Here is a 15,061-nt window from a genome sequence, read left to right on the forward strand (position 1 = left end):
AGGCGAAACTTCATCATAAATGCATGGCAGATAGCGGTCAATTAAACGTCACCGCCGTCACCGCTTGCATCCGGACAACGCAAGTTTCCGTCCCGCCAAGTGAAAGCCGCATCTCCTCGCTGCACCGTGTTGAAACTGCCAAACTCTTGAGGATCACCACATCGCCTAGTAGTATCCAACTTGATCTCTAAACTACACTCTAGATAGATCACTCTCCTTTTCTACCAGCCGGTCTACTCCATCCTCTATTTGCTTGATCTGCCGTGAATACTACCCGCTTCTTCGCGCTCTTATGCGCCTCGTTCGTTCTTGCATTAACTCCGTCGACTCGACGAGCTTCCTGTGCTGAGGTGACGCTCCGCGTCGACTGCAACCAGCCTGGACACGAGGTGAGTGATCGCCTGATCGGGGTTTTCTTCGAAGACATCAACTTCGGCGCCGATGGTGGACTAAATGCCGAACTGGTGAAGAACGGCTCTTTCGAACTCCCGCCCTATCGCCTCGGGTGGAAGGCGATCGGCCAGGCGGAACTCTCCGCGGGGCGCGACGCGCCGGCGAGTTCCGGCAATCCTACGTTCCTTCGCATCAAAGGCCCGGCGGACGGCGAAGCCGGCGTGAGCAACGAAGGTTTCCGTGGGATGGGACTCAAAGAAGGGGAGAAGTACGCCTTCAGCATGTTGGCTCGCACCACGGCGGGACGCTCCGTACCGGTGACCGTGCGATTGGTTTCAGAAGGTGGCGAAACACTGGCCGAAGCGGAGGCAACCGTCAAAGGCTCGGCCTGGAAGCCTGTGACCGCCGATCTGGTTCCCGCCAAGACGGACGCGAAGGCCCACCTGGACGTGCTGATTCAGTCCGAAGGGCCGCTCGATATCGATCTGGTTTCGCTGTATCCCCACGATACGTGGCAGGGACGACCGCATGGGCTGCGAAAGGACCTGGTGCAGAAGCTGGCCGATCTGAAACCGGCGTTCTTCCGCTTTCCGGGGGGCTGCATCGTCGAGGGAAGCGAACTGAGGTACCGCTACCAGTGGAAGTCGACCATCGGGCCGCGCACCGAGCGGCGTCCACTGGTGAATCGCTGGAATACCGAGTTCCAGCACCGCCTGACTCCCGACTACTACCAGTCGTTCGACGTCGGCTTCTATGAGTACTTTCAGTTGGCCGAAGACTTGGGGGCCGAACCGTTGCCGATCCTGAACTGCGGCATGGCGTGCCAATTCAACTCGAGTGAGTTGGTACCGATGGACGAGCTCGATCCCTACATTCAGGACGCCTTGGATCTGATCGAGTTCGCCAACGGCCCGGTGGATAGCCAATGGGGAGCCATCCGAGCGGCCATGGGCCACCCCGAACCTTTCGGAATGAAGCTGCTAGGCGTGGGCAACGAACAGTGGGGCCCCGACTACTTCGAGCGCTACGAACGATTCGCCCAGGTACTGCAGCAGGCCCATCCTGAGATTGAGTTGATCTCGACCTCCGGACCATTTCCTTCCGGCAAGCACTTCGATTACGCCTGGCCGATTCTCAAGCAAATTGGGGTGCCGATCGTCGACGAGCATTGCTACGCCATGCCCGACTGGTTCCTCCGCGAGGCCTCCCGGTACGACAACTACGATCGCTCGGGCCCCCAGGTGTTCATGGGCGAATACGCCGCGCAGTCGGTGGCCATTTGCTCGCCCAATAACCGCAACAATCTGCGGTGCGCTGTGGCTGAAGCGGCATTCTTGACCGGCATCGAGCGGAATAGCGATGTCGTGGTGATGAGTGCCTACGCACCACTGATGGCGCATGTCGACGCCTGGCAGTGGACGCCCGACCTGATCTGGTTCGACAATCTGTCGAGCTACGCCACGCCGAACTACTACGTGCAACAACTGTTCAGCCTGCATCGCGGCGACGTGGTGCTGCCCCTGGAGATCGACGATCCTCGAGGCTCGCGGCAGCCGGGCGGCCGAATTGGCATTGGCACCTTCGACACCGCGGCCGATTTCCGCGATGTAACCGTCACCCGCGGCGACCGATTACTGCTGAAGGCTACGGACCTGCCAGCCGCCGAGGCGCTCACCATCGAGGGTGGCGAGTGGACCACCGACGATGGGACCCTCCACCAGCAAACCGCCCGAGGCGACTCGCAGGCCCTGTTCGGCGACACCGACTGGGGCGACTGCACCATTCGCCTGAAGGTTCGCAAGCAGGACCAGCAGGGCGGCATCCGCATCTTCTTCCGGCATAGTCCTGGCGGCTCGCACATGGAGTGGATCATTGGTGGCGGAGGAAACAAGGACCACACTCTGATGGCGCACATGGCCACCCATGTCGAGACGCCCCAGGTCGTGGCCCAGGTGGCCAATTCGCTTTCGGCCGGCGAGTGGCATGACGTCCGTGTGGAGCTCAAGGGACCTCAGATCCGCTGCTACCTGGACGGAGAGCTGGTACACGACACCCAGGTGCCGGCCCCGGCAACCGAGCATCTGTACGCCTCGGCGTCGCTTGTCGAAGACTCTGGCGAGGCAATCGTAAAGGTCGTGAACCCCACCGACGCGCCGGCCAACGTCGAACTGGTACTGGCCGGGATGGACCAAGGGAAGAAGCAATGCCGGGTGATCACGCTCAGCGGCGCGCCCGAAGCCACCAACTCCATCGAAACGCCCCAGGCCATCAGTCCCAAGGAGTCGGAAGTGGAAGCCGCGGGCAACAAGATTGAATACGAATTCCCAGCCAATTCCCTGACCGTTTTTCGCGTGCACAGCAAATAGTCGATCGTTGTCGTTGCCATCGCCGACGAACCGAGACAGCCCGGCTCGCTCGCCCAAATGCGCACCGTTTACTCTTAGCTTGTGAGTTCCCAATGGCCTTTTACTTTCTCCTTCGAAACAGCATCCTTGCGCTGGGACTGCTATTGCTGTTGAATCCGATCCTCGTTGCGGCGGAGTCCGATAGCCAAAGGGGGGCGTTTCATGTCACCATCCAGGGAGATGCCCAAGGAGTACCCTTCAGCCCAACCATGCACGGGGTGTTTTTCGAAGACATCAACTACGCCGCCGATGGCGGTCTGTACGCCGAGTTGATACAGAATCGGTCGTTCGAGCATCGCGACCACCTGTACGCCTGGAAGCCAACCAGCGACAGCGTGGCGATCGAAATCGCCACGGACAATCCACTGCACGCGAACAATCCGTCTTTCTGTCGGGTGGCGGTCGAAACGGCCGGCGCTGGCATTGCCAACGGTGGCTACGACGGATTGGACCTGGAGCAGGGCGCGAAGTATCTCGTTTCGCTGCACGTGCGGGGGCCAGGCGGCAACGTGTTTGTCATTCTCCGCGGCGCCAACGGCGAAGAAGCCGCCAAGGCAACGTTGGGGAGAGTCACCGGCGAATGGCAACATCTCGAAGGGCAATTGGTGCCAGGCAGCGATGTCCGCGACGGTCGGCTGGAAGTGGTGTTCGATCAACCCGGTACGTTCGATGTCGACATGGTTTCGCTGTTTCCGGCCGATACTTTCCACGGCCGCCGCAACGGCCTGCGGAAGGACCTGGCCCAAAAACTGGCCGACCTGAAGCCAGGATTCGTCCGCTTCCCGGGGGGCTGCATCGTCGAGGGCCGCACGCTGGACAACGCCTATCAGTGGAAGGACACGGTCGGCCCCATCTGGCAACGCAAACAGAACTACAACCTGTGGACCAATCGCGATAATCCACAGTACCACCAGACCTACGGCCTGGGCTTCTTCGAGTTCTTCCAGTTTTGCGAGGACATTGGTGCGGAGGCCGTACCGATCGTCAATTGTGGCATGGCGTGCCAGGCCCGCCGGGGGCAGCCCGCGCCAATGGACGAGCTCGGCCCCTGGGTCCAAGATGCGCTCGACCTGGTGGAGTTTGCCAACGGTCCGGTCGACACCAAGTGGGGCCGCGTGCGGGCCGAAATGGGCCACCCCGAACCGTTTAACTTGAAGTACCTGGGCGTGGGCAACGAACAATGGATGGAGGACTATTTCGAGCGGTACCTGGTGTTTCACCAGGCGCTCGCGGCTCAGTATCCCGATCTGCAGATCATCAGTACCTCGGGGCCGCAGGCCAACGACGGTTATTATCAATACGCCTGGCAACGGTTCGACAACGACGTTCCGGCCGACTTGGTAGACGAGCACTACTACCGGTCGCCGCAGTGGTTCCTGGCCAACTCCGAACGATACGACAGGTACGACCCGCAAGGGCCGAAGGTGTTTGCCGGCGAATTTGCCGCCCACGAGTCGAATCGGGCCAGCACGCTGCGAGCCGCCGTGTCCGAAGCCGCCTTCATGACGGGCCTGTGGCGTAACGCCGACGTGGTGACCATGGCCAGCTACGCGCCGCTGTTCGCCAGAGAAGGAAACGTGCAGTGGACGCCCGACCTGATTTGGTTCAACAACACCGAAAGCTATGGCACGCCCTCGTACTACGTGCAAGCTATGTATGGCCAGCACGTGCCCGATGTTTCGCTGCCCACGGAGGTCGACGCTTCGGAAGTGGCCGCCCCCCAGTTCCGCGGACGGGTGGGCGTGGGCACCTGGCTGACGCAGGCCGAGTTCAAAGACATTCGCGTCACTCAGGGCGAGCAAGTGCTATACGAGTGGGACGGCTCGCTCGACGGCTGGGACAAGTTCGGTGGCGACTGGTCGGTCGTCGACGGCGTGATTCGCCAGACCTCGGAAGCCGAGAACGTCCGAGCTTTTGTCGGCGACGAAGACTGGAGCGACTACACCCTGGAACTGAAAGCTCGCAAGCTGGCGGGAAGAGAAGGGTTTCTGGTGAGCTTCGCCTCACGTGATCCGCGAGTCACGAGTTGGTGGAACCTGGGAGGGTGGGGCAACACCGATCATGGCCTCGAGTCGCCCACCATCCCGCTGCAGCGAATCCGTGGCAGCATCGATACGGGTCGCTGGTACGACGTGCGGATCGAAGTCAAACCGACGGCCGTGATTTGCTACCTGGATGGCAAAGAGCTGCAGCGGGCCGAGGTGCAGCCCACGCCCACGATCTTCGCCGCCTCGGGCTGGGATGAGCAAACGGGCGAGTATGTGGTGGCCATCGCCAACGCGGGCGACCAGGCTCGCCAGGGCGTGATCCAAGTGGCTGGTGGCAAGTTCTCGGGCGACGCCCGGTTGGTTACACTAACGTCCGAGTCGCCTTTGGATGTGAATTCGTTTGCCTCCCCCGAGAAGGTGGTTCCCCAGGAAAAAACCGTTGCGGTCCGCGAAGGCACCGTGCCCTTCGAGCTGCCCGGAACCTCGTTTACCATTGTCCGCGCGAAAGGGACAAGATGAGTCATCACCAGCAGTTTTGGCATCGCTTCCCACTGCTGGCCCGACTTGCGATGCTCGTCTGTGTGCTGACCTCGGCCTGCAGAGCCGTGAATGCCGACGAGGACCTGCAGCTCCAGGGAGCGGTTCGCGCACACGACCCATCGAGTGTCGTGGAGCATGCCGGCCGCCACTATCTATTTTTCACCGGACCGGGCATTTCTGCCAAGAGTTCCGCTGATCTCACGGAGTGGCAAGCAGAGTCCGCGGTGTTTGATCAGGGCGCAACGCCCGAGTGGATTTCCGATTACGTGCCCGGCTTCCGGGGTCACTACTGGGCGCCCGATCTCATCGAACTCGATGGCAAATACCTGCTGTACTACTCGGTTTCGCGGTTTGGCAGGCAAACCTCGGCCATCGGTCTAGCGGTGAACGAAACGCTCGACCCAAAGGCCCCCAATTACGCTTGGCGCGACGCCGGCATGGTGGTGAAGAGCTCGGCCGACGATCCCTATAACGCCATCGATCCAACCGTCTTGCTGGATGACGACGGGCGTCTGTGGATGGCGTTTGGCTCCTACTGGGACGGGATTTTCCTGGTCGAACTCGACGCGGAAACAGGCGGTCGCCTGGAGGGGGGTTCCCAGCCAGTGCAATTGGCCCACGCCAAGTCGATTGAAGCGGCAACGCTCATCCGCCACGGCCAGTACTACTATCTATTCATCAACCATGGCACGTGCTGCCGTGGCGTACAGAGCACCTACAAGATTCTTGTCGGTCGCAGCAAAGACATCGCCGGTCCCTACGTCGACCACCAGGGACGCCGACTGCTAGATGGTGGTGGCACGCTGGTGCTGGACAGCAATGCGCGACGCATCGGCCCAGGCCACGTTGCACCGGTAGGCGACGGCCAGGAGCAGTTCGCCTTCCACTTTTACGATGGCGAGGACCGAGGGCGATCGAAGATCGGAATCGCGTCGTGGCAGTGGTCGGACAACGGTTGGCCTTCGGCCACGAACGTTCGACTTGCTGACCCCACGGCCGATCCACCGAGGCGGCGATGGCCGCGATGAGCGGCAAGGGGATTGTCCAAAAAAAGAACAGGCCCGCCGGAGCGGGCCTGTTCGTGGAAACCTGAACAGTTCGGCAGTGGATTACTTCCGGCGCCAGGCCAGCAAAGCCAATCCACCCAGACCAACCAGGACCAACGAGGTTGGTTCGGGAACGTTCTGCGTCGTGCGGAGCCAGACATCGCCTTTGGCGCCGAGGTAGTCGATGTAATAGGGATTGCTATTGCCATCCATTGCAACCAGCGTGCCTTGGCTCAGCCCCGTGAAGACACCCTGTCGGGTGCTGCCGTCGATCAACAGCATATCCATGTGGGCGCCGGTGTAAGCCGACAGATCGACGGTCAGGAAGTCCCCGTCCGGCGAGCCGAGGTTCACATCGTTCCCCACGCTAACGGCCGCGACACCAGAGGCGTCGGCGGTGAAGCCGAGGGTACCAATACCGCTGCTGTCATTGTTGTCGTTAAAGAGGCCAAGCTTGAGGTCGCCGGACACGTTCACGATGGGAGCGGTGCCGATTACGTTGAGCGTGCCATTGCCATTTTCGGCGATCAGCATGTTGGTGGTGGTGTCTCCATCACCAGTGTTGATCGTGCCGCCCGTGAGGTTCAGCGTGCCGTTTGACCCACCAAACGCGCCGATGACGAGAAAGCTAGCGGCATTCTCTATCGCAGCGTTGATCGTGCCGCCGCTCATGTCGAGTGTCGCCACACTGGCGCCGTCTCGACCCACCACGAACCAGGCATCCGAGTTGATCTCGCCACCAGTCAATTGGGCGGTTGCGGTACCCCAGCCACCGACAAAGAATTCGTTGCCGGTGTTAATGGTGCCACCACTCATGTTGAAGAAGCTGTTGCCGCCATGGCCAGAGTATTGGTCGCCGCCAACCTCGAAGTTGCCCAAGACGTTCACGGTGCCATTGTCCATATTGAACGTGGACGTGGGGCCACCACCTGTGGAGCCAACCTCGACTTCACCGGCGGCAACGGTTCCCGAGGTGTTGATATTCATCGTGGACGTGGTGCCGCCGTCCCAACCAAGGTTGAGCTTGCCGTTCTGCGTCGAGCCACCAACGTTCAGGCTACCAGAGCCTTGGGCGAAGCCGGTAAAAGCACCACCGGTGCCGGTAGTATCGGCCAGATTGTAGATAGCCGAGGCCGGGCCGGAGCCGTCGTTAAAGCCCATTCGCACCCAGTTGCCTTCGCCGGTAGACATCAGGCCCGATAGTTGGTCGAGGCGACCTGCAGTGTTGGCACCTCCACCGATGTCGAGATCCCAGCCAAGGGTGATGTCCGACATCATCACGGGAATGTTTGTCGTGACATCGTTGATGGCCAACCATCCGTTGTCCGCTGCCGGCAGACCGTTGTCGTAGTTGCCAGCGTCCGTCATGTCGGAACTGTTGGCGCCCGTCCAGGTGGTGTCCGCCTGCGCCGGTGATAGGCAGACGGCTGTCGCGACGAAAGTCGCCAGAATCAAAAGGGGTCTAAAACTCATGAGACAACTCCTCGAAGAAGAATCAAAGGTGCAAACAGCTTCGCTGCGCAATGACAAGATCAACACGCCTGGAGCGGAAACACGCGGTTGGGTGTGAATCCATGCGCACGCTTAGAGATAAGTTTCCGCCTACTACACTCAGTGTAAGCAGAACAATCAATATTGGCAGCAGCCACGTATTGAAATTAAATTGCCAATTTTGGAACACTGATCCCAGGCGGGGCGACCCGTTTGGCCCCCATTGGCTTCGTCCAACTCAGGTCAACCTGCGGCGATAGGCACCAGGCGACTCGCCCATCTCTCGCCGGAAAAAGCGTACCAAGTGGGCGTCGTCGCGATAGCCCAGCTTCCAGGCAATGCGGCTAATGGTCTGGTTAGTGTCGGTGAGCAAACCAGCCACATACTGCGCCCGCTGGCGATTTATCTCTTTGACCAGCGAGTGCCCGATAGCAGCCTTAAAGCGATTGTGCAGCGTCCGCTGCGACAAAGTGGTGGCCTTCACCACATCGCCCACTTGGATGATCCGCGAGGCGTTATCGCGGATGAACTGCAGGGCCTTGAGGACATCGGGGTCTTCGATTGCCAGGCGATCTGTCGATCTTCGCACCACAACGGGCAGCGCGGCCGCCTCGATGCATGACGTTTCTGGCGTTTGTCCATCCATCAGCAGATCGAGCAACTCGGCCGCATCGTATCCGGCCCTTTCTGTCGAGAAAGGAATACTGCTGAGCGGCGGACCGCTCAATTCGCAGATCAATTCGTCGTTATCCACCCCCAGCAGGGCGACTTCGTCTGGGATGCTGATGTCGTTCAATTGGCAGAGTTCCGCTACGGCCCGCGCCAGGTCGTCGTTACCAACGAAAACGCCCGTTGGCTTGGGGAGTTCGCCGAGCCACCGCGTGAGCGATTGGTGGAGTCGCGGTTGCTCAGAGTCGCTAGGCGCCAGTGGAACCAAATGGACATCGACTTGGTGATTCCGCTGCGCAAGGCATTGGCGGAAGGCATCCAGGCGGAGTTGGGACCAACGCACGTTGGCAAAGCCCACAAAGCCGAAATGCCCCAGTCCTTGCCCCATCAGGTGCTCACCGGCCATCGTGCCGACGCCAGAATTGTCGCAAGAAATGTAGAAACCATCGGGTTCCAGCGATCCGATGGGCACCACGATGGTGGGCACACCGGAGCGAACCAGGTGCCTGGTCATTTCCGACTCATGCATGATCACTCCATCGGGGCGGTGCTTTAGTAACGTTGGCACAGAAACTTCAGCAAGCCCCGAGAAGCGTTGATAGTAGGTGACCGCGGGCCTTAGGACCTTCCAGGGTCGGTGCCGGTTCGCGTAGTTGGCGATTCCGCGGAGCACGCCGGCGTCCCAACCACGTGCTCCATCCAAGAGCAACGCCACCCGGTGTGATGACCGCATGATTCAACCTCGCGTGCCCACCCCGAACGGAGGGCAAGACTTCCAGAAAGGACAACACGAGCGCACCGATTGGCCCAAGCCTGACCATCTCATACGCCCAGATAAGAATATTTAAGCAAGCGTTTATTCTATACGCTCTTAATTCTGCACTGGAAGGCGCGTCCGCTTTTGCAATACATGTCTCATGCGTGCCGCAAGCGACGATTTCATCGACTCCCGTTTCGCCTGCAAAACTAAGGGCTCCTGGTCATTCCTCGCTGTCGCCCCTTGCAGCATTGCAAAATATGTCACATCTGCTGCCGACTGCAGCCTTGGTAACTGCAACCCCATGAACTGAAATCACAAGCCGACTCGCGGACACCAACTTGTGGTGACGACAACCGCAATGCCCACTATCGATACGTTGCCCAACCCACGGCCCTGGTCGAGGTGCGGCGAGGTCGAACAACACCTGATATCTCCATAGGTGACGCGACTTTCCAAAAATGGCAGTCTTTATTCGCGAATCGGCGGGAGTCAAATCTTACCCCAATGACTAAAATGTGGGGAAAGAGGTCGTGCGGCGGAACTTATCATGCGCGACCGATTCACAACTGACTCGATACAGACGGTTCCTTTTCGATTTCTACTTGCTTGACCACCAATATCCATTGCCGAGACGGCAAGGCGGTGATGGTCACGCCAGAAGCACATTGCTGTGCACGACCTATTTAGACGCACCTATTCCTTCCCCAGGTCTAGATCGTCAAGGAACTCCCAACGCAACTTTTGACTTGTTGGAGAGACACTCGATGACTTCCCGGCTAGCTTACGTGTTTGGTTCGACGCTACTTCTCATTTCACTCTTGGTTACTTCTGCTGCCCAGGCGGACACCACCTGGACGGGCGCCAACAGTTCCGACATGACGGACGCGGGCAACTACGACAACGGCCTCCCGGCACCAGATAATGGATTCCTAGCCATCAACGACGTTTCGACAAACATCCCCGTGATGATGTCGGACATCACGCTCGGTTTTGATCTCGATATCGGCGCTGGCGCGAACACTGCTGGTCGCCTCGACCAACTATCGGGCCTGATGTCCACGGGTGAAGGCAACTGGGTGCGAATGGGCTTTAACGACGGCTCCGGCCCGGCCTCGGCTATCTACAACATCGCGGACACCACCAGCACCGGTGGTACCTTCACGGGTTACGCCATGGGTAGTGGCAGCCTGAACGTGGGTGGCTCCACACAAGATGGAAAGATCAACCTGGGGTGGGACGGTGGCACCACGTCCACGATGAACATCAACACCTCGGGAACCATCGCCGCTGGCGAGATCGAGGTTGGCTCCACAGGTGGTGGCCCCACGTCCACGTTCAATATGGACAATGGCACCGTGAACGTCTCGGGCAACTTCGAGGTTGGCGGCGATCAATGGTCTGGCCAAGGTGGCGATAGCTTCTTCAACATGAGCGGTGGCACCATCAACACCGGCAACGAATTCTTCGTTGGCGGTTGGGGTAACGTTGCCGCCCAGTTCACCGGTGGCGAGATTAATTCGAATGCCTGGTTCGTCGTGGGACGCGACGGCGCCAGCGTGGCCACACTCGACATGACCGGTGGCACCCTCAATGCTGCAACCGAGAATGTCGATAGCTTCCTCGTGATTGGGGCCTTCGGTGGATCGCAAGGTACGCTCAACCTCACGGGCGGCACCATCAACACCGGCGATGCCGACACCGACTCGTCGTTTTATATTGCCGAAGGGGGCAATGGTACGTTCAACCAGTCGAGTGGCGTGGTGGACGTGAGCGAGAACCTGCTCATCGGCGTGAACGACGGAGCCGTTGGTACTTTCAACCTCACTGGCAGCACCTCGTCGGTGAGTGTTGCGGGCAATCTGGGCTTAGGGCTCAACGCCGCACTGGCCGATACCACCGCAACAGGCACGCTGAACTTCATCGCCGACGCCGCCGGCATCACGCCCATTACCGTGGGCGGCGATGTGAACCTCAATTCACCGGACGGCGACTTCCTGGGGGTCGATCTGTCGGCCTACACCGGTGCCCACACCAATATTATGCTGATCGATGGAGCCACTAGCGCCGGCGAGTTCACCGGCCTGTTCCAGGGCGACCTGGCAGCGACGGACGCCAACTCGAACCCTTACTACATCGACTACACGACCGCGGGCGACATTCGGCTGACGACCACCGCCATCCTGCTCAACCAGTGGGATGTCAATGGCGGCGGCAGTTTCAACACGGCCAGCAACTGGTCGGACAACGTCGTGCCGACCGATAACGCCATCTTCGGTGGCGTACTCACGGCCGACAATGCTCCGGCTGTGGTGACCCTGGACAGCGCTGTGTCCATCGATCGTGTGACCTTTAACAACGGCAACGACTACATCCTGGCCGGCCCCGAAGCACTTACGCTGACCGGTGGTGCCGAGGTCCGAGTAGTTGCGGGCCGCCACTGGCTTCGCGCCGAAGTGGCAGGCACCAATGGCCTGAATGCGACCGGTGTCGGCGAACTGGTGCTGGACGCAGCCAATTCCTTCAGCGGCGGCCTCAGTGTTAACGATGCCAACCTGGCCATCACGCACAGTGGTGCGATTCCTTCGGGCAACAGCATCGCTGCCACAAGCAACGCCCAACTGCGGTTCTGGGGCAGCGACAACGCTTTCTTTGGGAATGGCGATAACAACCCCACTGGCACCGCCACGGGCCTCGATCCGAACACCACCATGACCATTGATGGTAACGTATCGATCGACGCCACCAGCCTCGTCGACGTAAACGACGGTGCCAACGTCGCCTTCACGGGCGTGATCAGCGGCGACGGTCAGCTTGTCGTTAACTCAGGCTCCACCGTGGTTATCTCGGGCTCGAACACCTTCAACGGCCTGACGACCGTCAACGGTGGTACGCTGACCATCAACAACGCCGCGGCTCTTGGCACCGGTGGTACGGCCGCAACAAGGACGATCACTTCCGGCAACGCGAACACTGGCACCCTGGCGCTTGCTGGAGACATCACCGTCGCCACCGAGGTGCTGGAAGTCAGTGCCCGAGAGGGCGCCGCCCTTGACGCGGTGAGCGTCACCAGTGCCGGCAACAACACCTGGAACGGCAACGTCCTGGGCGTCACCGGTGGCACGCAGTACAACTTCGAATCGACTTCCGGCACACTCTCGCTGGGTGGCGTCATCTCCGCACCCGACACGGGCGTTCGCAACTTCGTCTTCTCTGGCGACGGCAATTTCAACCTCACCGGTCGGCTGACCGATGGTGTGGCCGACGCCGATGGCAACCCCACAGGCGGCGCCGGTGCAGAGGCCAACGTCCACGTCTTCAAGCGTGGCAGCGGTACTCTGACCGTTGGCACCAACGTGGACGACGACTACTGGTTCGGCAACACCACCGTGGAAGAAGGCACCCTGGTGCTCACGGCCAATGCAACCAGCGACAACGAGTTGTTCAGCGCCGTTACCACGGTGCAGACTGGAGCAACCCTCAACGTGAGCTCCTTTGCCGAATACGACCTGGGCGAGGGCGATGCCCTGGCAGGTGGTGGTACGGTGCAAGTTCAGACCCTGAACATCTATGACGACAACAGCATCACTCCTGGCGACAGCATTGGCACCTTGAAGGTGACCGGGGCTATCGTCATGCAGGACTTTGGTGCTCTGGAGAAGGGATCGTTCAACTACGAACTCGGCAACGACAAGGATGTGATCGGCGGGGCTGAAAACGACCTGATTACCGTCAGCGGTTCGCTCTCTGGCACTACCTCCGCCACGTTCAACATCCGGCCTGTCGAAGGCTCGCTGGAGACGGGACAGTATCGCCTGATCACTCACTCGGGTGGCACCCCCAGCTTCACTGGCTCGGTACAAGCCATCGACGGGGAAGGCAACGTACTCAACACCCGGCAAACGCTGAGCGTGACCACCACGTCGAACCAGGTCAACCTGAACGTGGGCGGCTCGGCTCGCAATTTGTTCTGGAAAGGCAACCCCGACAACAACTGGAGTGTCGCAGGCACGGCCAACTTCGGCCAGAACTCAGTCGGCGGCACCAGCAGCGACTTCCTCGACCTCGATAAGGTCACGTTCGGCAGTGGTGCGACCACCAATGACGTGAATATCACCGAGCAGGTCGCCCCAGGCACCATGACCGTCAATGGTGGCCAGAGCTACCAATTCAGCGGCAACGACATCAACTCCACCACCGTCACCGTCAACGACGGCGCCACTGCCAGCTTCGCCAACCGTGTTGGCGGCAGCGTGGTCGCCGCAAACACCGGCACCGTGGCCGGTACGGGAACGTTCAAGGACAGTGTTACCGCTCAGTCGGGCGGCACGCTGCGTATCGGTGGCGATTCGCTCCGCACCGGTAACAGCGCCGGCCTGTTGGACGACTTCAACGGCTACTCCACCGGTGTCACCACGACCGCCACCGGAGGTGTTTGGCATGCTGAAGGGACAACTCCCGATAACGCGAACATTATCGCTTCGGATCAGTCGCAGTCGCTACAGGTCATTGGTGGCTCTGCATGGAGCGGTGCGGAACGCGATGTCCGTAATACGGACGCCGCCGTGGAAGTGGGGCAAACCAAGACCTACTTCTGGCAGGTACAACCGTACTCTACCGTCGGCGACGATGGTGGCGGGTTCGGCTTCTACGACTTCATGATGGGCCTCACCGATGACGTATCGTCCGTCGATGGCACTGCCGCGAACGCGGACTACAACGTCCGCGTGATTGTCGACAACGCTCCCACCACACCGTTTATCGCTTCTAACGACGCCGTGTCGCCCTGGTGGACGGCAATTGCCGCCAACGAGTGGTTCAACGTGTGGGTAGAAGTGGACAACGACGCGACCAATCCGACCTATGACGCCTACGTCGAGGTCAACGGCGAACGGGTCCTGTTTGCCGAGGATGGCGTGTGGGCACCGGATGGTGGTCCTGGAGCCGGAAGCGCGCTGAATGCAGTAGCCTTCATGGCTGGCGGCCGCGAAGGCAGCGAGTTCCTGGTCGATAACATCTGGTACAGCGACGGCGTCCAAACCACCGATCCCACCGTCGCGCCTTGGGCCAGCAGTTCGGTGCTGCGAGGTGAGTCGATGAAGGTGCTGGGCGACGTGTCGCTGGAAGCGGGATCGACCGTCTCGTTCGACATCGGCACCAGCGGCATCGGCGACTTCCTTGACATCGACGGCAACCTGGAAGTTGCCGACGGAGTCATCCTGGAACTGGTACTCGATGGCAGCATTTCTGCTGCATCGCTCGCCGCGGGCGATTCGTGGGACCTGTTCGACTTCGCCTCGGCCACCGGCACGTTTGACGAGATGGACTTCATCTTGCCAGTGCTCGGAACCAACCTGTCGTGGGACACATCGAACCTGCTGGTCGACGGCTCCCTCAGCATTGCATCGCTGCTGCTGCAGGGCGACTTCAACGGCGACGGCATGGTCGACCTGGCCGATTACACCGTATGGCGTAACAACCTTGGCGGCGACGAAAACTCGCTGGCTGCAGGAACCGGCAACAACTCCGGCATCGTCGATGCTGGCGACTACGCCTTGTGGAAGTCGAACTTCGGCGCCACGTCCGGCGCGGTCGGCGGAATCGGATCGGGCAACGTCCCCGAACCGAGTTCAGTGGTGTTGCTGGCAGGCATCGTGGGCTGCGGAGCATTGGCTCTCCGCCGCCGGTTTTAAGAACGTTTAACACCAGGTCATTGACCTGAGACCTATAGATGTGCTGGGCAGCTTGAAGGGGGCGGTTGTCGCCCGATGT

6 protein-coding genes are annotated in these 15,061 nt (G+C 60.2%); 4 read left to right on the forward strand and 2 right to left on the reverse strand.

The features are described 5' to 3' along the window. Positions 1 to 389: 389 nt before the first annotated feature. The 3 genes from NG895_RS30640 to NG895_RS16225 all read left to right on the forward strand — a co-directional run bounded on the left by NG895_RS30640 (position 390) and on the right by NG895_RS16225 (position 6,354). Positions 390 to 2,759: an alpha-L-arabinofuranosidase C-terminal domain-containing protein gene (locus tag NG895_RS30640; RefSeq protein WP_252853569.1), complete on the forward strand. Its 2,370-nt coding sequence runs from the start codon at positions 390 to 392 to the stop codon at positions 2,757 to 2,759. A gap of 92 nt (positions 2,760 to 2,851) precedes the next feature. Continuing rightward, positions 2,852 to 5,305 (forward strand): alpha-L-arabinofuranosidase C-terminal domain-containing protein, encoded by a 2,454-nt coding sequence (locus NG895_RS16220; RefSeq protein ID WP_252853570.1) that lies wholly within the window; start codon positions 2,852 to 2,854, stop codon positions 5,303 to 5,305. Further along, complete coding sequence (locus NG895_RS16225; RefSeq protein WP_252853571.1) at positions 5,302 to 6,354, forward strand: arabinan endo-1,5-alpha-L-arabinosidase; 1,053 nt, start codon at positions 5,302 to 5,304, stop codon at positions 6,352 to 6,354. The genes NG895_RS16220 and NG895_RS16225 overlap by 4 nt, the downstream gene beginning before the upstream one ends. An 81-nt stretch (positions 6,355 to 6,435) precedes the next feature. Here NG895_RS16225 and NG895_RS16230 read toward each other — a convergent pair whose 3' ends face one another. Next, positions 6,436 to 7,845 carry a PEP-CTERM sorting domain-containing protein gene (locus NG895_RS16230; RefSeq protein ID WP_252853572.1) on the reverse strand — a complete coding sequence of 470 codons (1,410 nt, stop codon included), beginning with the start codon at positions 7,843 to 7,845 and terminating at the stop codon, positions 6,436 to 6,438. A gap of 256 nt (positions 7,846 to 8,101) precedes the next feature. Then, on the reverse strand, positions 8,102 to 9,265 hold the full coding sequence (locus NG895_RS16235; RefSeq protein ID WP_252853573.1) for an AraC family transcriptional regulator: 1,164 nt from the start codon (positions 9,263 to 9,265) through the stop codon (positions 8,102 to 8,104). Positions 9,266 to 10,056: 791 nt separating this feature from the next. Between NG895_RS16235 and NG895_RS16240 the strand changes: the two genes are divergently transcribed. After that, positions 10,057 to 14,982, forward strand: coding sequence for a beta strand repeat-containing protein (locus NG895_RS16240; protein ID WP_252853574.1), 4,926 nt, complete (start codon positions 10,057 to 10,059; stop codon positions 14,980 to 14,982). Positions 14,983 to 15,061: the final 79 nt, after the last annotated feature.

This window comes from Aeoliella straminimaris, from assembly GCF_024054565.1.
Classification (GTDB): domain Bacteria; phylum Planctomycetota; class Planctomycetia; order Pirellulales; family Lacipirellulaceae; genus Aeoliella; species Aeoliella straminimaris.